Annotated in this window: 16 protein-coding genes; 10 read left to right on the top strand and 6 right to left on the bottom strand. The window is 51.0% G+C overall.

Annotation, left to right across the window (positions count from 1 at the left end; genetic code table 11):
* Positions 1-221: 221 nt before the first annotated feature.
* The 3 genes from fabV to pntA form a co-directional block, all read right to left on the bottom strand.
* Positions 222-1,415, bottom strand: a complete 1,194-nt coding sequence (gene fabV, locus BMI79_RS01340; protein WP_076940039.1) for an enoyl-ACP reductase FabV — start codon at positions 1,413-1,415, stop codon at positions 222-224.
* 210 nt (positions 1,416-1,625) lie between these two features.
* Positions 1,626-3,014 (bottom strand): Re/Si-specific NAD(P)(+) transhydrogenase subunit beta, encoded by a 1,389-nt coding sequence (pntB, locus tag BMI79_RS01335; protein WP_076940038.1) that lies wholly within the window; start codon positions 3,012-3,014, stop codon positions 1,626-1,628.
* Positions 3,015-3,024: 10 nt separating this feature from the next.
* Positions 3,025-4,554: a Re/Si-specific NAD(P)(+) transhydrogenase subunit alpha gene (gene pntA / locus BMI79_RS01330; RefSeq protein ID WP_076940037.1), complete on the bottom strand. Its 1,530-nt coding sequence runs from the start codon at positions 4,552-4,554 to the stop codon at positions 3,025-3,027.
* Positions 4,555-5,090: 536 nt separating this feature from the next.
* Between pntA and ydgH the strand changes: the two genes are divergently transcribed.
* Positions 5,091-6,041, top strand: a complete 951-nt coding sequence (gene ydgH / locus BMI79_RS01325; protein ID WP_076940036.1) for a DUF1471 family protein YdgH — start codon at positions 5,091-5,093, stop codon at positions 6,039-6,041.
* A 243-nt stretch (positions 6,042-6,284) separates the two neighbouring features.
* Entirely contained in the window at positions 6,285-7,676 is a 1,392-nt protein-coding gene (locus BMI79_RS01320) for an amino acid permease (RefSeq protein WP_076940035.1), read from the top strand.
* Positions 7,677-7,705: 29 nt separating this feature from the next.
* On the opposite strand, the gene BMI79_RS01315 is transcribed toward BMI79_RS01320, so the two are convergent.
* Complete coding sequence (locus BMI79_RS01315; RefSeq protein ID WP_076940034.1) at positions 7,706-8,110, bottom strand: hypothetical protein; 405 nt, start codon at positions 8,108-8,110, stop codon at positions 7,706-7,708.
* A 134-nt stretch (positions 8,111-8,244) separates the two neighbouring features.
* Between BMI79_RS01315 and folM the strand changes: the two genes are divergently transcribed.
* The 8 genes from folM (at position 8,245) to BMI79_RS01280 (ending at position 16,544) form a co-directional block, all read left to right on the top strand.
* Positions 8,245-8,967 (top strand): dihydromonapterin reductase, encoded by a 723-nt coding sequence (gene folM / locus BMI79_RS01310; RefSeq protein ID WP_076940033.1) that lies wholly within the window; start codon positions 8,245-8,247, stop codon positions 8,965-8,967.
* A 70-nt stretch (positions 8,968-9,037) separates the two neighbouring features.
* On the top strand, positions 9,038-9,763 hold the full coding sequence (rstA, locus tag BMI79_RS01305) for a two-component system response regulator RstA (protein ID WP_076940375.1): 726 nt from the start codon (positions 9,038-9,040) through the stop codon (positions 9,761-9,763).
* Positions 9,760-11,043, top strand: a complete 1,284-nt coding sequence (gene rstB / locus BMI79_RS01300) for a two-component system sensor histidine kinase RstB (RefSeq protein WP_076940032.1) — start codon at positions 9,760-9,762, stop codon at positions 11,041-11,043. The genes rstA and rstB overlap by 4 nt, the downstream gene beginning before the upstream one ends.
* A gap of 271 nt (positions 11,044-11,314) precedes the next feature.
* The gene (gene nagZ / locus BMI79_RS01295) at positions 11,315-13,192 is read left to right on the top strand and encodes a beta-N-acetylhexosaminidase (protein ID WP_076940031.1); all 1,878 of its coding nucleotides are present in this window, start codon (positions 11,315-11,317) and stop codon (positions 13,190-13,192) included.
* Positions 13,193-13,440: 248 nt separating this feature from the next.
* On the top strand, positions 13,441-14,937 hold the full coding sequence (locus BMI79_RS01290; protein WP_076940030.1) for a carboxypeptidase M32: 1,497 nt from the start codon (positions 13,441-13,443) through the stop codon (positions 14,935-14,937).
* 273 nt (positions 14,938-15,210) lie between these two features.
* The gene (asr, locus tag BMI79_RS01285) at positions 15,211-15,429 is read left to right on the top strand and encodes an acid resistance repetitive basic protein Asr (RefSeq protein WP_076940029.1); all 219 of its coding nucleotides are present in this window, start codon (positions 15,211-15,213) and stop codon (positions 15,427-15,429) included.
* Positions 15,429-15,602 carry a small membrane protein YdgU gene (ydgU, locus tag BMI79_RS24680; RefSeq protein WP_482822390.1) on the top strand — a complete coding sequence of 58 codons (174 nt, stop codon included), beginning with the start codon at positions 15,429-15,431 and terminating at the stop codon, positions 15,600-15,602. The genes asr and ydgU overlap by 1 nt, the downstream gene beginning before the upstream one ends.
* 117 nt (positions 15,603-15,719) lie before the next feature.
* Positions 15,720-16,544 (top strand): trypsin-like serine peptidase, encoded by an 825-nt coding sequence (locus BMI79_RS01280; protein WP_076940028.1) that lies wholly within the window; start codon positions 15,720-15,722, stop codon positions 16,542-16,544.
* Between the two features lie 104 nt (positions 16,545-16,648).
* On the opposite strand, the gene BMI79_RS01275 is transcribed toward BMI79_RS01280, so the two are convergent.
* Positions 16,649-18,745, bottom strand: a complete 2,097-nt coding sequence (locus BMI79_RS01275; RefSeq protein ID WP_083704341.1) for an alkyl/aryl-sulfatase — start codon at positions 18,743-18,745, stop codon at positions 16,649-16,651.
* 67 nt (positions 18,746-18,812) lie between these two features.
* Entirely contained in the window at positions 18,813-19,628 is an 816-nt protein-coding gene (locus tag BMI79_RS01270) for an outer membrane protein (RefSeq protein ID WP_076940027.1), read from the bottom strand.
* Positions 19,629-20,222: the final 594 nt, after the last annotated feature.

Raw genomic sequence — 20,222 nt, 5'->3', positions numbered from 1 at the left:
TAAAGACCAATGCTGGTCAGTTAAGCGTAAAGCGACATAATCATGCATCATTTGCTGAAGGTGTTGCCCCCTCTCCCTGTAGGAGAGGGCCGGGGTGAGGGGCAAGTCGTGCGGTGCTCGTCCCCTCACCCTAACCCTCTCCCCAAGGGAGAGGGAACTGGTTAGCCTTCACTGCTCAGCATTAGCCGAAAGGCCCTGTTTGCTGGCTATAGCGTGAAAACTTACAGTTCAACCACGTCGAAGCGCACGTCTGGGTTGACGTCGGCATCGTAATCCACTTCTTCCAAGCCAAAACCGAACAGGCGCAGGAACTCCTGCTTGTAACCGGTGTAATCGGTCAGTTCGCTCAGGTTCTCAGAGGTGATGGATGGCCACAGATCGCGGCACGCCTGCTGCACGTCGTCGCGCAGTTCCCAGTCGTCCATACGGATACGGGCATGATCGTCCAGAGCCAAGTCGTCACCGTACAGGCGGGTACGCATCAGGCGATAAACCTGTTCCATACAGCCTTCGTGAATGCCCTTCTCTTTCATGATCTTGAAAGCCATGGAGATATACAGCGGCATCACCGGAATTGCCGAAGACGCCTGAGTCACTACCGATTTCAGCACCGCCACATGGGCTGTACCGCCTTTGGCTGCCAGATCGCCACGAATGGCGGTGGCAGCACGATCCAAATCTTCTTTAGCGCGGCCCAAGGTGCCATGCCAGTAGATTGGCCAGGTCAGATCGGTACCGATATAGGAGTAAGCCACGGATTTGGCACCTTCGGCCAGCACCCCGGCCTCTTCCAGCGCCGACATCCACAGTTCCCAATCCTGCCCGCCCATAACGGTGATGGTGTTCTGGATCTCTTCTTCCGTCGCCGGTTCAACGGTGGCGGTGATGATCTGATCTTTATTAGTATCGATGGCGGTAGTGGTATACACCTCGCCGATCGGCTTCAACGCAGAGCGCACGACTTCACCGGTATCCGGCATTTTGCGCACAGGCGACGCCAGTGAGTAAACCACCAGGTCGATCTGGCCCAGATCGGCTTTGATCAGCTCAATCACCTTGGCACGGCATTCGTTGGAGAAGGCATCACCGTTGATGCTCTTGGCATACAACCCTTCTTCTTTGGCGATCTTGTCAAACGCGGCTGAATTGTACCAACCCGCCGTCGCAGGTTTGCTTTCCGTGCCTGCTTTTTCAAAGAACACGCCGATGGTGGCGGCACCGCTGCCAAACGCGGTAGCAATACGGGAGGCCAGACCATAACCGGTGGAAGCCCCGATCACCAATACACGCTTAGGGCCATTGGCAATGGTGCCCTGCTTTTTGGTGTAGGCAATCTGACGACGAACATTGGCTTCGCAACCCACCGGATGAGTGGTGGTGCAGATAAAGCCGCGAACCTTAGGTTTGATAATCATAATGGGTCTAGGATCCGTTAAATGGATGAAATCGGCACATAAGATACCTCATTGCGCCCCTGTTTGGTGATCTGATGTGTTGAATTGCACAAACCTTGAACTGATTTATTCAATTAAGCACAAATATCATGGCCAATGGTGAGAATCTATCACTATTACGGCGAAAAAAAACACGAGCCGAAACTCGTGTTTTTACCTTGCGGCTCCCGATTACAGCGCGCGCAGGATCGCTTCCACGCTGGCTTTGGCATCGCCAAACAGCATCTGGGTGTTCTCTTTGAAGAACAGCGGGTTCTGCACACCGGCATACCCGGTATTCATCGAGCGTTTGAACGCAATAACGTTTTGCGCTTTCCACACTTCCAGCACTGGCATACCGGCGATTGGGCTGCGTGGATCTTCCAACGCTGCCGGGTTCACCGTATCGTTAGCGCCGATCACCAGCACGGTGTCGGTATCAGGGAAATCTTCGTTGATTTCGTCCATCTCCAGCACCACGTCGTACGGCACTTTGGCTTCCGCCAGCAGCACGTTCATGTGGCCTGGTAAACGGCCCGCCACCGGGTGAATACCGAAACGCACCTTGATACCGCGAGCACGCAGCTTCTCGGTGATTTCCGCCACCGGATACTGCGCCTGCGCGACCGCCATGCCGTAACCTGGGGTGATGATTACTGACGTTGAGTTTTTCAACTGTTCAGCCACTTCTTCCGCAGTGGTTTCACGGTATTCGCCCATTTCTTCAGCATCACCGGTTGAAGAGCCATCGGTACCAAAGCCACCGGCGATCACGCTGATAAACGAACGGTTCATTGCTTTACACATGATGTAAGACAGGATCGCACCGGAAGAACCAACCAGCGCACCGGTCACAATCAGCAGATCGTTGCTCAGCATAAAACCTGCCGCCGCTGCGGCCCAACCCGAATAGGAGTTGAGCATTGACACCACCACTGGCATGTCAGCACCGCCGATCGACGCTACCAAGTGCCAACCGAAGCCAAGGGCGATAATCGTCATGATCAACAGCGCAAACACTTCCCAACCCACGCTGCTGGTACGCACGAACAGCACCATCAGCAGGAAAGAAACCACGATCGCCGCCAGATTCAGCTTGTGACGGTGTGGCAGCATCAGCGGCTTGGAAGAGATAATGCCGCGCAGCTTGCCGAACGCCACGATTGAACCGGTAAAGGTCACCGCACCAATGAAGATGCCGAGGAACACTTCGGTAAGATGGATGTTTTCCATCACCGGATCCATTGGCGCACCGTGATCCAGATAGCTATTGAAGCCCACCAGAACCGCCGCCAGGCCCACGAAGCTGTGCAGCACCGCCACCAGTTCTGGCATTTCGGTCATTTCGACCTTCTTCGCCAGATAGATACCGATCGAACCACCGATGATCATTGCGATAATGATCCAGCCCACGTTGCCGGAGTGCGGCCCGAGGATGGTGGCGATCAACGCAATCGCCATCCCGGCGACGCCAAACAGGTTCCCCTGCTTCGACGTTTCATGGCGCGAAAGACCGGCCAGGCTGAAAATAAACAGAATAGCGGCAACAATGTATGCAGCTGTAACTAATCCACCAGACATTTGCTACCCCTTAGTTTTTGCGGAACATTTTCAGCATGCGCTGAGTAACGGTGAATCCACCAAAAATGTTGATGCTGGCAATCAGCACGGCAACAAAGGAGAGGAAACTCACCCAACCGCCATGGCCAATCTGCAATAACGCACCGACCACAATAATCCCTGAGATCGCGTTAGTCACCGACATCAACGGGGTATGTAATGCATGGCTGACGTTCCAAACCACGTAGTAACCCACCACGCAGGCCAGCGCAAACACGGTAAAGTGTGACAGGAACTCTTTCGGTGCCGAGTTGGCGAACCAGCCAAACAGCACGATCGACAGCGCGATCAGGCCGTATTTCACCCAAGGTGACGCTGGCTTTTTCTCTATTTTTTCTACCGGAGCCGCCGCCTGAGCCTGCTTCGGCTGAGCGGAAACCTGGATTGGCGGTGCTGGCCAGGTCACTTCGCCTTCACGCACCACGGTCACACCGCGGATCACGGTATCGTCGAAATCGATATCGATCTCGCCATTCTTCTCTTTCGTCAGCAGCTTCAGCAGGTTAACCAGGTTGGTACCGTAAAGCTGTGAAGATTGCGTCGGCAAACGGCTTGGCAGATCGGTATAACCGATGATCTTCACGCCGTTGTCGGTCATTGTGACCTGATCGGCCACGGTCAGTTCGCAGTTACCACCGGTTTGCGCTGCCAGATCGACAATCACGCTGCCCGGCTTCATGGAAGCGACCATCTCTTTGGTAATCAGCTTCGGTGCCGGTTTACCTGGGATCAGCGCGGTGGTGACGATAATGTCCACTTCCTCCGCCTGGGCGGCAAACAGCGCCATCTCGGCCTTGATAAAGGCTTCTGACATCACTTTGGCATAGCCGTCGCCGCTGCCCGCTTCTTCCTCAAAGTCCAGCTCGAGGAATTCCGCGCCCATACTCTGCACTTGCTCTTTCACTTCCGGGCGGGTGTCGAAGGCGCGCACGATGGCACCCATGCTGCCTGCCGCACCAATCGCCGCCAGGCCAGCTACGCCAGCACCGATAATCATCACTTTGGCCGGTGGCACCTTGCCCGCGGCGGTGATCTGGCCGGTGAAGAAACGCCCAAACTCGTGTGCAGCCTCAACGATGGCGCGATAGCCTGCAATGTTGGCCATCGAACTCAATGCATCCAGAGACTGCGCACGAGAAATACGCGGCACAGAATCCATCGCCATCGCGGTAACCTTGCGTGCCGCAAGTTTTGCCATCAGCTCCGGATTTTGCGCAGGCCAGATAAAGCTGACCAACGTGCTCCCTTCACGCATTAACGCGATTTCGTCCTCTTGTGGCGCGTTAACTTTCAGAATCAGATCCGATTGCCACACGTCCGTGGTATCGGTAATTGTCGCGCCTGCGGCTTCATAAGCGACATCCTCAAAGCTTGCCAATTTGCCCGCCCCGCTTTCGATCGCGACGGTAAAGCCCAGTTTCAGCAATTGTTCTACCGTTTTCGGCGTTGCTGCAACACGGGCTTCATTGGCCAACCGTTCTCTTGGTACACCAATACGCATAATGTTCCCTTCTCACCTGTCTTTGATGATGTTTATTTTCTTTCTACCCATAGCAATAGCACCGGTCAAACAAGGTTTTTGTAGACTTGTTTACACACAAATTAAGGTGCCATCTATAACCTACTGAAAATATGATCGATGATCCATAATTGCTTACGCTTAGCGGTCAGTTTTTACATAAAAATTCACTTAAGGATATGACGAATCGCAATTTTGCGCGAAAAAGATGCGGCAATAGCTCTTTTCATCACGACATTGCACAAACCTTGCTCTCTGCCATTTCCTGCCAACGGCGGCCTAAAAGCATAAAAGTTATAAAATTGTGAATAATTAACATTAATGAGATGAAGTGCTTTATTATTGAAACTTATACTCAAAATAATTCGAATTGGCGACGTAACCGGTAACAGGCCCTAACACGGATTTGTCTCAGGTCATCACATAAAATGCGGAGACATTTGCCGAGATGCCATGTCATAATCTGCGGCTTAATGACACTTATATAAACGTTAATGCGCTAGGCGAAAGGATTTTTTATGAAGCTGAAGACCACGATCATCGCATCAGCCTTGTTATCACTCACCGCGCTATCTGTGCATGCCGCGCAAGAGTTAACACCGGAAAGAGCAGCGGCTATCAAACCGTTTGATCGCATCACCATTACCGGCCGCTTTAATGCCATCTATGAAGCTGCCGATGCCGTATCACGCCGCGCAGATAAACTGGGCGCCGATGCCTTCTATATTCAAGACCTGAACAGCGGCAACAACGGCGGCAACTGGCGTGTTACCGCAGACCTTTACCATAAAGATGCGCCAGAAGTGAGCAAAGAGAAAAACTACCGTCTCTTTGATGGTGTGAAAGAACTGCCAAAAAACGAAGCCTTCCTGATTGAACCTTACGATACCGTCAGCATTAGCGGTTTTTACCGCAGCCAGCCGGACATTAACGAAGCGATCGCCAAAGAAGCAAAGAAAAAAGGCGCTGATTCATTCTTTATCGTGCGCCAGGTTGATGCCAACCAGGGCGGCAACCAGTTCATTACCGCCTATGTTTATAAAGCCGATGCCCCAAAACGTGTGGTGCAGAGCCCAGATGTCATCCCTGCGGATTCTGATGCTGGCCGTGCGGCGTTGGCAGCAGGTGGAGCAGAAGCTGCTAAAGTGGAAATTCCCGGCGTAGCCTCTTCTGCTTCGCCAAGCCGTGATGTTGGTCGTTTCTTCGAAACCCAATCCTCTACCGGTCAGCGTTACACCGTCACGCTGCCGAATGGCACCAAGATTCAGGAACTGAATAATGCCGCCGCTGCGCAGATGGTGCCGTTTGACTCTGTCACCTTCAACGGCCATTTCAGCAGCATGACCGAAGTTTCCAGCGAAGTGGCGAAACGTGCCGCAGAGAAAGGCGCCAAGTACTACCACGTGACGCGTCAATGGCAGAACAACAGCGGCGGCAACCTGACCGTCAGCGCCGATCTGTTCAAATAATTATCAGCTTACGCTTCACCCACGGGCAGCAATTAAGCTGCCCTCTTTTTTGCGGCAAAATCATCGCATTGGGTGAATAAGTTTTTATCCAACCCGCATAGTCAATCATTGCATCCGCCAGTTTCTCTCCGTAAAATCTGCGCCAGTTTTTAGGGCTATCGCCTGTTTATGCAGTGATTATCATTACGTTATTGCAACCTAACGGCGCTTATACAGTTGTTTATTCCGCATCAGGATCTGTCATTGGAAAAGAAACTAGGTCTTACCGCGTTAACCGCTTTGGTGCTCAGTTCTATGCTGGGCGCTGGAGTCTTCAGCCTGCCGCAAAATATGGCCGCGGTGGCCAGCCCCGCCGCTTTGCTGCTTGGCTGGGCCATCACCGGCGTCGGCATACTGTTCCTGGCGTTTGCCATGCTGTTACTGACTCGCCTGCGCCCCGATCTTGATGGCGGAATTTTTACCTATGCCAAAGAGGGCTTCGGCGAGTTGGTCGGTTTTTGTTCCGCCTGGGGCTACTGGCTCTGTGCGGTGATCGCCAACGTTTCTTATCTGGTGATCGTGTTCGCCGCGCTGAGTATTTTTACCGATCGTAGCGGCACGGTGATTCTGGGCGACGGCAATACCTGGCAGGCATTGATCGCCGAATCCGTGCTGCTGTGGATCGTACATGCGCTAGTGTTGCGCGGTGTGCAAACCGCCGCCAGCATCAATCTGGCCGCTACGCTGGCCAAGCTGATCCCACTCGGTTTATTTGCCGTGCTCGCCGCCATGGCATTCCGTATGGAAGTTTTCACGCTGGATTTCCAGGGTATTGCACTGGGCACGCCGGTTTGGCAGCAGGTTAAAGACACCATGCTGATCACGCTCTGGGTGTTTATCGGTGTAGAAGGCGCGGTGGTGGTTTCTGCCCGCGCACGCAACAAGAAGGACGTTGGCCGAGCCACCCTGCTGGCGGTGCTTTCTGCACTAGCGGTTTATCTGTTGGTTACCCTGCTCTCGCTCGGTGTCGTGCCGCGCAGCGAACTGGCCGAAATGCGCAATCCGTCCATGGCAGTATTGATGGTGGATCTGATCGGCCCGTGGGGAAATGTGATCATTGCGACTGGCCTGATCGTTTCGGTTTGTGGCGCTTACCTGAGCTGGACCATCATGGCAGCAGAAGTGCCGCTGCTGGCCGCACAGCACGGCGCATTCCCTAAGCTGTTCCGTCTCCAGAACCAAAATCACGCTCCTTCAGCCTCGCTATGGCTGACCAACGGTGCGGTGCAAATTGCCTTGGTCATCATCTGGCTGACCAGCAGCAACTACAACTCGCTGCTGACCATAGCTTCTGAAATGATCCTGGTGCCCTATTTCCTGGTGGGTGCCTTCCTGTTTCAAGTGGCCCGCAAGCGTCAGGACAAGCGGTTAATTTTTGCCGCTACCGGCGCCTGTCTGTATGGTATCTGGCTGCTATACGCCTCAGGCCCGATGCATCTGCTGATGTCAGTATTACTGTATGCGCCTGGGTTGCTGGTATTTATCTATGCACGTCGCGGGCATGAAGACATAAGATTGCTGAGCACGCTGGAGAAAGGCAGCATTTTTCTGTTACTGGCGGCAACGGTGCCAGCCGGCTGGTTTATGTTGCAGTAAATTAAGCGAAACCGGGGGGATTCACCCGGTCAGTTTCCGGCAGGGGGCTGCGCGGTGATGGTAATGCGTTCCCCTACCTGAGTGACCATCACCTGATTGGCGCACTTTTTTTCGATCGCTGCCAACTGTTCAGCATTCAGCGCATAAGGCAATTGAATATCAAACACCTCTAGTTGCTGCTGCCGAGCCAGATCGATCAGGCGGATAATGTTGATCTCATCGCTAAGCTGGGTGGAAACCACCTGCAAGGCCAGCGCTTTCAATTGTTCTTTGCGTGTTTGTGCTTCTGCCGCCTCAGACTTCAAGACCATGCCAAAAATCGGCATCACACCATAAATGGCATCAATAAAACGCCACTGTTTCTTGCAGGATGCGGACAGAAAATCCATATAGTCGAGACAGACTCTCTCACTGTGCGCGTGATTATTCCTCATCCCCTTTCCTCTCTGCTGATAGCCAGTGGGTAATACACCTGAAATGGACAATCGAAGGGAAGCTTTAACGGCTTTCTACCGTATAATGACACGATTCCCACATGATTTTCCAGCTTGCCCAGGAGCTTTACTTGATGGTACCTCACAACGCAGCCCCGGTGCTGATTACCGGCGGAGCGCGCCGGATTGGCCTCGCACTGGCCAAGTCATTTTTGCAGCGCAATATTCCGGTGATTATCGCCTATCGCAGCGACTATCCGGCATTGGCCGAATTAAAAGCACTGGGGGCAATTTGCCTGCAGAGTGACTTTTCGACACATGCGGGTATCTATCGGTTTGCCGAGCAGGTCACTGAGATCGCACCGAAGCTGCGGGCGGTGATCCACAATGCCAGCGCCTGGTTGGCAGAGTCCGCCGCCATGCCGCCAGAGCAGGTGATGGCCACCATGCTACAGATCCATGTCTATACGCCGTACCTGTTAAATCAACTGCTGGAATCCTGCCTGCGTGGCCAAGGCCAAGCGGGGGCCGATATTATTCATCTCACTGATTACGTGGTGGAAAAAGGTAGTGACAAACACATCGCCTATGCCGCCAGTAAAGCCGCACTGGATAATATGACCCGCTCCTTTGCGCGCAAACTGGCGCCGGAAGTGAAAGTGAACGCCATCGCTCCGGCGTTGATTATGTTCAATCACGACGATGATGAAGCCTATCGCCGCCAGGCACTGGAAAAATCGCTGATGAAAATCGCCCCAGGTGAAGAAGAGGTGGTCAATCTGGTGGACTATCTGATGAGTAGCCGTTACGTTACCGGGCGTACCCATGGTGTCGATGGTGGGCGACCGCTACGTTAAATCATGGATATAGCGCAACGCCGAAGGGCGCGCTATGCTGAATGCCGTTTTTCTTATAAAACCACTCAAAATGACTAAAATTGTTTTTGTAGAAGACGACCCGGAAGTGGGCAAGCTGATTGCCGCCTATCTGGGCAAGCACGATATTGACGTTATCATTGAGCCGCGTGGCGACACAGCGCAGGCCTGCATCGAGCGGGAGCAGCCGGATCTGGTGTTGCTGGATATCATGCTGCCAGGCAAAGATGGCATGACGCTGTGCCGCGATCTGCGCCCTGTTTACCCCGGCCCGATTGTCTTGCTGACCTCTCTTGATAGCGATATGAACCACATTCTGTCGCTGGAGATGGGTGCCCATGATTACATTCTGAAGACCACGCCTCCTGCGGTGCTGCTGGCTCGCCTGCGCTTACATCTGCGCCAACACGGCAACCAGCCGAAAGAAGAACTCACCCAGGCGATCACCCAGCACAATGCGCTGCACTTCGGCCTGTTGTGCATCGACCCGGCCAACCGCCAGGTGACTCTGGGGGAAGAGACGATCACCCTTTCCACTTCGGACTTCGATTTGCTGTGGGAGTTGGCTACCCACGCAGGGCAGATCATGGATCGCGAAGCCCTGTTACAAAACCTGCGTGGCGTCAGCTATGACGGTATGGATCGCAGCATCGACGTAGCCATCTCACGCCTGCGCCGCAAATTGTACGACAATGCGCTGGAACCATTTCGCATCAAAACCGTGCGTAACAAGGGTTATCTGTTCGCCCCCAACGCCTGGGCATCGGTGCAGCAATGAGAAAACTTTTCGTTCAGTTCTTTTTGCTGTTGTTTGTCTGTTTTCTGGTAATGGCGATGCTGGTTGGCCTGGTTTACAAATTCACCGCTGAGCGCGCTGGCCGCCAGTCGATGGACGATCTGATGAAAAGCTCGCTGTATCTGATGCGCAGCGAACTGCGGGAAACCCCACTCAAAGATTGGAACAAAACCATCGCCACGCTGGATTTAAACCTGTCATTCCAGCTGCATATAGAGCCGCTGGGTAAGCAGAACCTGAGTGAAGAGCTCACCAAACGGCTGCGCCTGGGGGAAATTATCGCCCTGGACGATCGCTATACCTTTATGCAACGCATTCCGCGCAGCCACTATGTGTTGGTGGTTGGCCCGATCCCTTATCTGTTTTATCTGCACCAGATGCGGATCCTGGATTTGGCTTTGCTGATCTTTATCGGGATGTCACTGGCGTTGCCGGTGTTCCTGTGGATGCGCCCGCACTGGCAAGACTTGCTGAAGTTGGAAAACGCCGCCCAGCGCTTGGGGGCGGGCCATCTTAACGAGCGCACCCACTTTGAGCCCACCTCCAGCCTCAGCCGGCTCGGCGTCGCATTCAACCAGATGGCGGATAACATCAACACGCTGATTGCCAGCAAGAAGCAACTGATCGATGGTATCGCCCATGAACTGCGCACTCCGCTGGTTCGCCTGCGTTACCGCTTGGCGATGAGCGATAATCTCTCCGAAAGCGAACAGCAGGCGCTGAATCGTGATATCGGCCAGTTGGAATCACTGATTGACGAGTTGCTGACCTACGCGCGGCTGGATCGCCCGCAGGTGGCGCTGAATATCGAACCAATCGATTTACCTGGCTGGCTGAAAGATAAAGTGGCCGACATGCAGTTGATCCATCCTGAGCGGCAGATTGAGCTGAATATCCCGCACGTGGGTGATTTTGGCGGTGTCGATTTGCGGCTGATGGAACGGGTGCTGGACAACCTGGTCAACAATGCGCTGCGTTACTCGGAACAGAACCTGCGCGTCGGCCTGTGGTTTGATGGTGACGATGCCTGTCTGCAGGTGGAAGATGATGGCCCAGGTATCCCGCCAGAGGAACGAGAGCGAGTTTTTGAACCCTTTGTGCGCCTCGACCCGAGCCGCGATCGCGCCACCGGCGGCTGCGGGCTGGGGCTGGCGATTGTTCATTCCATTGCGGTGGCCTATCAGGGCCATGTCTTTGTTGAAGCCAGTTCATTGGGCGGTGCCAGCTTCCGTTTCTGCTGGCCGATCAAACAGACTTTTTAACCTTAACTGAATTTGATCGTCCCCCTTCAAGTAAAAACTATCCGGGCACCAAGAGGAAGTGAAAGCGAAATATGGCTATCTGTATGCTGGCTAATATCAACCGCTTATTTTATTTACCGTAGCGACACATTGCGCGCCCTACACGGTATACCTCCCCATTTTCCATGTGAGAAGTGTGATACAAGCCATGAATATTAAATTCTAACCTACTATTTTTTTAAGAATTTAATATTCTCGGTAATGATTTTTTAATTCATCATGAGGGAGTGCAATGAAAATACCAGGAGTAACAACTGTTGCTGTGCTTTTATCCAGTCTGACAATGGTGGGGTGCGATAACACTCAGGTTTCCAACAGCCAGGAAGAACCGCAAACCAGTGCCGAACAGATAGTAACTCAGATGAGCCCACGAGAAAAAATCGGCCAAGTGCTAATGTTGGATGTGCGTAACTGGGGCAAAAACGCTGCTGGGGAACCAGAAGGTGTCACCGTACTCCCTACCGAGCTGGCTAAAGCCATTAATGACTATCGGCTGGGTTCTGTGATCCTGTTTAGGGAAAACTTTATTAATACGCCACAAAGTTATCAGCTGATTCAGGACTTACAGAAGGCCAGTTATCAGTTGCCTTTACTGATCAGTACCGATCAGGAAGGCGGATACGTCACGCGTCTGCGCGAAGGCACAGAAATGCCGGGTAATATGGCACTGGCCGCAACGCGTGATGCCAATATGGCTCAACATGTGGGTGAAGTTCACGGCTCGGAACTCAACGCACTGGGAGTGAATATTAACTTTGCTCCGGTTGTGGATATCAATACTAACCAGAATAACCCGGTTATCGGCGTGCGTTCGTTCAGCAGTGATATTGCGCTGGTTAATGAGATGTCGGGGGCTTATATCAAGGGATTGCAGCAGAACTCTGTTCTGGCCACCGCAAAGCACTTCCCTGGCCACGGTAACGTGGAAACCGACTCGCACTTTGGGCTGCCGCTGGTTCCTTATACTGAAAGCGAATGGCGGCAAAACGATTTGTTACCATTCAAATATGTTATCGAACAGGGCATTGATGCCGTAATAACGGCACACATCATCGTTCCTGCCCTCGACGATACCAAAGTAGTTTCTAAAAAAGATGGTACTGAAATCGGTTTGCCCGCCACATTATCCAAAAAAATCATCACCGGTATTCTTCGTGATGAGCTCAAATTCAAGGGGCTAATATTTACTGACGCAATGGATATGGGCGCTATCACCGAGAACTTTGGTGCTAATGAAGCAGTGGAAATGGCGTTGATGGCAGGCAGTGATGTCATCGTGATGCCAGTCCATATCTGGGATCAACAAGGGATTGAACAACTGGAAGATCTTTACCAATATCTGGAGACTCAGTACTATAAAAATCCAGAGTTTGCGTCACGCCTACAAGAGGCGGCGACCCGGGTTGTCCAAACTAAATTGGCAAAAAAGATCGCTACCACCAACAGTCAACATACCTTGGAGTTCGCTCAATCTGTCGTTGCTTCACCAGCGCATAAACGCGATGAACAGAAAGTGGCAGAACGCGCCGTTACGCTTATCAAGAATGACAACCTGTTACCCTATTCCCTTAATGCGCAAAATAACGTGCTGGTCATCTCTGATGAAAATACGCGCAATGATATTATCCGAAGTGAATTGCAAAACATTGCCAGCCAGCTTGAAAACCGGGAAATCACAGTTTCCAGCCTAGCCTACAAGCTGGATCAGCAAACTGTACCTACCACTCTGGAAGAGAGTATCCAAGCCAACGATCTGGTTATTATGGTTACTTACAACCTAAAAACCAAAGGACATGCAGCACAACAGACCATTGATAAAGCGAGAGAACTGGGGGTGCCCCTGGTTGTTATCTCATCACGCAATCCCTATGACATTGCTTATTTGGATAATGTGACAGCCAACCTGGCTATTTATGGTATCACCGGGTTTGATGTCACCAATAACAATCGTAACTCTCTTGAAGCGAATATTCGGGCAGGCATCAGAACATTGTTTAAAAATGATGCTGCCCCCCTCCTCTTTAATGTTCCTAGCGGTAAATTACCTGTTGATATCAAGTCTCCTGAAGGCGAAATCATCTACCCCTTCGGGCATGGCTTGACTTACTGATCCTGGTAAAATTGCCCTCAGTTGCAAAAGTAAAAATCCGCCTTCCTAGAAGGCGGTATTGCTTTAGTGCTTCATAGGGGTATTAGTCTCGAACAATTTTCTGTGCTGTGATGATCAAACACCCAGTGTTAGTGCGTTATTGCTAACTGCTAACTGATAACCAGGGTTGATTTTTCTCTTGAGCGCGGCAACCTGTAGTACATTTGGGCAACAACCGCTACGCGGGATATTATATAGGGAGCTAACTCATGACATCTGCACCTTCTTCATCGGCTTATGAAGAGCTTCGCACGTTATTCAGTCGCCTTTCGCGGTTTGATCACCTATCCGCCATCGGTGGTTGGGACATGCAAACCATGATGCCACCGGGTGGCAGCAAAGCTCGCTCCGCAGCGCTGGCCGAATTGAGCGTGTTGAAGCACCAAATCCTGACGGCAGCGAAAACCGGCTCCCTGTTGGAACAGGCGCTGCAAGAATCCCTGAGCGATATTGATCGTGCCAACCTGCAGGAAATGCGGCGGCAGTACGATAACGCCGTGTTGGTGCCAGAATCGCTGGTTGAGGCCAAGTCGCTGGCTGGTGCCCGCTGTGAACATGCCTGGCGGGCGCAGCGCCCGGCCAACGATTGGCAGGGTTTTAGCGATAACCTGCGTGAAGTGGTTAAATTGACCCGTGAAGAAGCACAAATTCGTGCACAAGCAGCTGGTATCAGCCGTTACGATGCTCTGCTCAACCTGTATGAACCTGGCATGAGCAGCCACGATCTGGATCGCATTTTTGGCGATCTAAAAACCTGGCTGCCGGATTTACTGCAAAAAGTGGTCGCCAAACAGGCAAATGAACCTTGTCTGATCCCACAAGGGCCGTTTGATCTTGAAAAACAGCGTCAACTAGGCCTGAGCGTGATGAAGTTGCTGGGTTTCAACTTCGACGGCGGCCGCGTTGACGTGAGCGTGCATCCATTCTGCGGCGGTGTGCCGGAAGATGTACGCATCACCACCCGTTACAACCAAAATGAGTTTCTTACCGCGTTGCTCGGCATCGTACACGAAACCGGCCATGCCCGTTACGAGCAAAACCTGCCGCGCGAGTGGCTCGGCCAACCCGTTGCCCTGGCACGTTCGACCGCTATTCATGAATCACAAAGCCTGCTGTTTGAAATGCAACTGGCACGCGGCAGCGATTTCCTGAAGATCCTGCGTCCGTTGGTTACCGCACAGTTTGGTGAGCAAGCGGCCTTGGAAGAGGGCAATTTTATCCGCTTGAATCAACGCGTAAAACCCGGCCTGATTCGCGTTGATGCTGATGAAGTCAGCTATCCTGCCCATGTGATCCTGCGCTATGAAATCGAACAGGCCTTAGTTGAAGGTGAAATTGAGGTAGAAGATATCCCCGCGTTGTGGAACGAGAAAATGCACCACTATCTCGGGCTGGATACGGTAGGCAATTACCGCAATGGTTGCATGCAGGATATTCACTGGACCGATGGCGCTTTTGGTTACTTCCCCACCTACACTCTCGGTGCCATGTATGCCGCACAGCTATTCCAGCACGCGCGTAAAGCCCTGCCGAATTTGAGCGATGAGATTGCCGCGGGTGATTTAAGCCACTTGTTCCACTGGCTGCAGCAAAACATTTGGCACCACGGTAGCCGTTACTCCACCAATACGCTGATTGCCAACGCCACAGGTGAAACGCTGAATCCGCGTTATTTCCGCCAGCACCTGGAAAACCGCTATCTGTAATCTCTTCCGGCACGGGTAATACCGTGCCTTTACCTACTGTTAGACCCACAAAATATCAGAGAGCAGTTTCTTTCCAATAGCATAGAAGCGGCAAAAGCTTGGGGCGATCACCGTTCTATGTATGTTGTAACTAAAAAAGAAAATAAGTTATTTGTACATTAGGTTACAAGCTGAAACCAATCACTCACGGAAAGTATTCCACTCATTGCATAAGATTCTTTCAACAGCCCCGCAGAGGGATTGAAACATAAACCATAATTTGAGGGGTCCACGATGAAAAAATTATTCGCTCTGACTGTTGCCGCTGCAATGAGTTTGTCTTCTGTCGTTTTCGCCGCGGATACTATGGCCCCAGCGTCTGGCGCAACCACGACTCAGGCGGCACCGGCTAAAACCATTCACGCGAAAAAACATCACGCTAAGAAAGCTACTGAGCAAAAAGCCCAGGCCGCTAAAAAGCATCACAAAAAAACAGCAACTCCAGCTGCTTGATGGCAACGTGCCGTGGAGCACCCTCACCCGTTCTGGCTAGATTTGCTCAACACCCGGTTCGCCGGGTGTTTTTCTATCAGGGGATTGTCACTATGCTGCGTCGCTACTTGTTTGAGATCATCCTGGGCACCCTGATCGTTTGCGGATTAATCGCTGCTTTCTTTTATCTTTAATTTCCCGTTATTTTTATCAGGAAATCAATGGCTGGCCATCCTCGTGAATGTTAAATCAGTCTATAGTTAGCATTCATCGTATTTATGGAAAATTTGTACTTGTCAGGCAATAAACCTATGCGCATATCCGTTTTGCTGTTGCTGTGTTCATTTCCATTGGCTTTATCCTGTGCTGCCCACGCTGACAGTCCTTCTGATGCGCCTGGGGCAGATCAAACCCGCTTATTTTTCGGTAAAGATGAACGCATCAAAGTAGCAGAAACCAGCGGATGGCCATGGCAGGCCATTGGTCAGGTCGAAACCGCCAGCGGTAACCTGTGCACCGCAACGCTGATCTCTCCGCATCTGGCGCTCACTGCAGGCCACTGCGTACTGGCACCACCGGGGCATCTGGATAAGGCGGTGACCCTGCGCTTTGTTTCCAACAGCAACGGTTGGCAATACCAGACGGAGAATATTGAAACGCTGGTTGATCAGAAACTAGGTAAAAAGCTCAAACCCGATGGTGATGGTTGGATCGTGCCTCCTGCCGCCGCCGCTTACGATTTTGCATTGATTCGGCTGAAAGATCAGAATGTTTTGCCGATTAAACCGCTGCCGCTGTGGCAAGGCGACAGTAAAGCATTAACTCAGGCTTTGAAAAAGACGAAACGCCTGATTACTCAGGCGGGCTATCCAGAAGACCATTTGGACAATCTCTATGGTCACCAAGGCTGTAAAGTAACCGGTTGGGCACAAAAAGGCGTGTTATCACATCAATGTGACACCTTACCAGGCGACAGTGGTTCACCACTGTTACTGAAAACCGACGATGGCTGGCGGTTGATTGCTATTCAGAGTTCCGCACCAGCAGCAGAAGATCGCTACCGGGCCGACAATCGGGCACTTTCCGTTACCGGTATTCGTGAAGCGCTGAAGGCGTTGGCGGCAGGAAGAGACTAGCCCGTCATGCAAAAACCACCTGTTACGCAGGTGGTTTTATACCCTGGCATGCGCGTTCCAACGCATCTCACCAGATTAGGCTGAGCTCGCTGGCCGTAATTCTATTAATCTTCCTCCGCAGAATAAATAATGTACTCGAAAGGTTTAGCCTCATAAACAGGTGCGGTATTGCGACTATTGCCTGATGCCGGTGTCGGGCTGGCATTTAACGTACCTGGCATGATTTCGAAGTTTGGCGTGAACTTGACCAGGATACTCTTAATTTTTTCGTAGGCGGAACGATCCCCCTCAAACTTGGCCTTGCCTGCGGTTTCCAACGCTTCGAATGTGCTTGCCCCCATCATGATACTGTTGAGGTCTGAACGGTTGATAGTAATGGTCAACGTAGGTTTTTTAGCCTGGTAGTTGGCGATATTCGTCAACGTCGCATTACTCATCTCTATGAGGTATTTCTCATTATTATCCGGTGTGACCAGGTTGATGGTGAAATTCATACCATCTGCCCGTTGGCTATCGATACTGATTGCTAAGAAATCAAGCCAAAGCCCTGTTGATAGCGCTCTGATCACATCCGGCCCGGTCGCTCTAGGTGCCAAAGCTTGAGGTAAGCCCGTTCGCAGCTCATAGGCCGCTTGCAGGAAACTATTGCGCACACTGGTACTCTCTTTCTGATAACCCAGTTGCTCAAATGCGTCAGCCAGCATATTTCTGGCATCCTGATTTTTAGGCTCAGCATAAACCAGTTTATTGAGTATCTCGGTAGCTTCCAGATATTTACCCTGTTCATTCAACTCTTTACCTTTAGCCAGGATCTTGGCGGCTCCTCCCATCATCTCCACATAGAGCGGTGCAGACTCACGCGGTGATAAAGGAACTAATGTGGCTGGGTTACCGTCCCAGTAGCCTAAATAACGGTTGATGATACCCCGGGTATTATGCCCTTCGGAGCCATGATAGCTACGCGCGGCCCATTGGCGTTGTAAACTGGCAGGCGCCTGATAAACATTATGAATTTCATTAATCGTTACGCCCTGGTTAGCATAATGCAGCACCTGATTATTCATATTGGCATACAGATCGCGCTGTGCTCTCAGCACTTCCTGAACACGTTCATTGCCCCAACGAGGCCAACTGTGAGAGGCGAACATTACCTGTACATCGTCACCGAATTTGTAGAGGGCGTTGTTGATTTGTTTCGACCAGTTCAGCGCGTTACGAATTTCAGCACCGCGTAGCGTATAGATGTTGTGGATAGTGCCAGTGACATTCTCTGCCGCCCAGAACGCTTTAAACTGCGGAAAGTAGGTATTCATTTCCGCAGGTGCTTCAGTATCGGGGGTATTCTGGAACACCATTTCGACCCCATCGATTGTCAGATCCTCAAAATCTTTACTGATAATACGTGTCGGCGCGATCAAACCAGTATTACCATTGGCAACATTCTTACCAATAGCCTGATCAACATGGCCAAATGGGCTGCGATCGAGCAACACGCCATATTGATACTGAACCCGTCGAGACATGGCATTGCCGGAAAATACGTTTTCAGAGATCGCCGCTTGCATAAAATGTTCTGGAGCAATAATAGGAACCTTGCCGCTTTGCACATCTTTTTCATCAACTACACCGCGAACCCCACCAAAGTGATCGACATGCGAGTGGGAAAAGACTACTGCTACCACGGGCCGCTTGCCCAATTTCTCATTTGCGAACGCCAGTGCCGCCGCCGCAGTTTCTTTTGCCGTCAGCGGGTCGAAAATAATCCAGCCGGTATCACCTTTAATCAGTGTCATATTCGCCAGATCAAACCCACGGACCTGATAGATACGACCAGGCACCACTTCATACAGGCCATAAGCCATATTGAGCACCGCCTGGCGCTGTAACGACGGATTAATACTGGTAAAATCTTTACCTTGTAACAGGAACTCATAGCTCCCCATATCCCAGGCTACGTTTCCAGCATCCGCCATGATCTTGGTAAAAGAAGGCTTAGCTATCAACCCCTTTTGCGACTCTTCAAAATCACGAGTATCTTCAAAAGGTAACGCCTTTTTCGCCTGATTATACAGTTCAATAGTAAACTTTGACGGTGGCTTCCCCTGTGGGTGGAAGTGTGCATCAGTGGCGGCATGCGCAAGACCGAGGGCATTAGCCGCGATGATGAGGGCTGTAAATCGTGCAATTTTGCTCAGTTTCATAGCAAGTTCCTTAAGAAACAACAACCTGTTAAACGGTGTGATTTACGATTAATTCTGCTGCGAATCCTTACCAGGCAATACCGACTCCGGTATAAAAACCGGATGTCGCTACATCATAAATAAAACCTTCATTACGATAATTGATGGATACATAGCGGTATCCCAACTTGCCAATCACGTTAGGGCTAAAGGCATAATTCACTCCGCCAAGGAGTTGCCATGTCAGGTTTGAGCCTGCACTGGCTCCACCGATGTCTGCATAGCCAACGATGCTCCATTGCTGATCGAAATTGTGCGTAACCCTTACACCGGCATAGGGATCTAGCCAATGCTTGCGTTCTGAAAAATTGCGGGAGAGAGATAGGCCAGGGAATAGTGGTGAAGCCAGTTGAGCATCGATATCCCAACTGACGACGTTGTAACGCAACCCTACTAGGGCATCCAAGGTTGTCTGGCCATCAATGGCTCGGTAATAACCGGCGGCAGCGTACTGCTGTTGCGTAACTCTTCCGTTTGCAGAAAGGCTAACAAACCCATTGGGGGCAGAAATGCCCGCGTGATCAGAGACTCTCAGGTAAATGCCATCCAGCAATATACCCCAGCGGTTGTAGCGAGCTTCAAAAGCCGCCATGCCTCCAATATCCATACGATCCCAGATATCGGAGAAGCTCTGGTCGAATGTCTGGCCATTACCGGGGCCGTTATCAACACCAAGGGTACCACTTTGCCCCGTAGCCCAAATATAAGGCGTAAACTCATAATGCCATTGATTATCATTTACCTCTTTTATGACTCCTGCAGCCTGTGCCATAGGGATGAATGAACCAATAATCCCTAATGCCAATATAGAGCCATATTTCCTTTGACGATAAATACCCTGCATACGAATGTTCCTGTTTAAATACAAACTAAAAAAGGACAATATTCTACTCATGCCCCAAGTTACTTGGTATTAACTGCTCACACTTCTCACCGGCAAGCCACTCTAATTATTTTTCGCACCGGCATTAAAGCCTTATTTTGAGACGAAAATGACTAGATTTAGCCCATTTATCTTTCTGAATGACGACTCATTTTTAATGTGATTTTCGCCTCAAATTAATTACCAGAATTTAGTATAACCACCGAGTTTTATAATCATTTTCAACCTGTTACGTTTACTCGCCTCTCAGACGAGCACCAGAAAAGTCCTATAAAGTAACATATAAATGCTAACCATCCGATTAAATTTGAAACAAGATATCGCAAATATTGATAATAATCACATTTTGTCTTGCTTCTGGGTTATCTGACAATGATATTGCTAAATGTGATTAAAAAAGATTATGACGCTAATTATGAAAAGGCTATCGTTATCGATATACGTTAGAAGTATAACCGACTTGAAATTTTGCATGGATTAAAATTGCCTAGTATTCATAGCATTTGGTAAGGCCCGTATCAGGGCCGCGAGAGAAGTGACCACTATTCGTTATAT

The organism is Serratia oryzae (assembly GCF_001976145.1).
Classification (GTDB): Bacteria; Pseudomonadota; Gammaproteobacteria; order Enterobacterales; family Enterobacteriaceae; genus Chania; species Chania oryzae.
The sequence above is the reverse complement of the archived record's forward strand: the minus strand, read 5'-3'. Positions and strand labels throughout refer to the sequence as shown.

What these genes read in the sequence shown, in the direction of transcription:
- fabV (WP_076940039.1), bottom strand. Translation starts at nt 1,415, where the DNA reads ATGATTATCAAACCTAAGGTTCGCGGCTTTATCTGCACCACCACTCAT.
- pntB (WP_076940038.1), bottom strand. Translation starts at nt 3,014, where the DNA reads ATGTCTGGTGGATTAGTTACAGCTGCATACATTGTTGCCGCTATTCTG.
- pntA (WP_076940037.1), bottom strand. Translation starts at nt 4,554, where the DNA reads ATGCGTATTGGTGTACCAAGAGAACGGTTGGCCAATGAAGCCCGTGTT.
- ydgH (WP_076940036.1), top strand. Translation starts at nt 5,091, where the DNA reads ATGAAGCTGAAGACCACGATCATCGCATCAGCCTTGTTATCACTCACC.
- BMI79_RS01315 (WP_076940034.1), bottom strand. Translation starts at nt 8,110, where the DNA reads ATGAGGAATAATCACGCGCACAGTGAGAGAGTCTGTCTCGACTATATG.
- folM (WP_076940033.1), top strand. Translation starts at nt 8,245, where the DNA reads ATGGTACCTCACAACGCAGCCCCGGTGCTGATTACCGGCGGAGCGCGC.
- rstA (WP_076940375.1), top strand. Translation starts at nt 9,038, where the DNA reads ATGACTAAAATTGTTTTTGTAGAAGACGACCCGGAAGTGGGCAAGCTG.
- rstB (WP_076940032.1), top strand. Translation starts at nt 9,760, where the DNA reads ATGAGAAAACTTTTCGTTCAGTTCTTTTTGCTGTTGTTTGTCTGTTTT.
- nagZ (WP_076940031.1), top strand. Translation starts at nt 11,315, where the DNA reads ATGAAAATACCAGGAGTAACAACTGTTGCTGTGCTTTTATCCAGTCTG.
- BMI79_RS01290 (WP_076940030.1), top strand. Translation starts at nt 13,441, where the DNA reads ATGACATCTGCACCTTCTTCATCGGCTTATGAAGAGCTTCGCACGTTA.
- asr (WP_076940029.1), top strand. Translation starts at nt 15,211, where the DNA reads ATGAAAAAATTATTCGCTCTGACTGTTGCCGCTGCAATGAGTTTGTCT.
- ydgU (WP_482822390.1), top strand. Translation starts at nt 15,429, where the DNA reads ATGGCAACGTGCCGTGGAGCACCCTCACCCGTTCTGGCTAGATTTGCT.
- BMI79_RS01280 (WP_076940028.1), top strand. Translation starts at nt 15,720, where the DNA reads ATGCGCATATCCGTTTTGCTGTTGCTGTGTTCATTTCCATTGGCTTTA.
- BMI79_RS01275 (WP_083704341.1), bottom strand. Translation starts at nt 18,745, where the DNA reads ATGAAACTGAGCAAAATTGCACGATTTACAGCCCTCATCATCGCGGCT.
- BMI79_RS01270 (WP_076940027.1), bottom strand. Translation starts at nt 19,628, where the DNA reads ATGCAGGGTATTTATCGTCAAAGGAAATATGGCTCTATATTGGCATTA.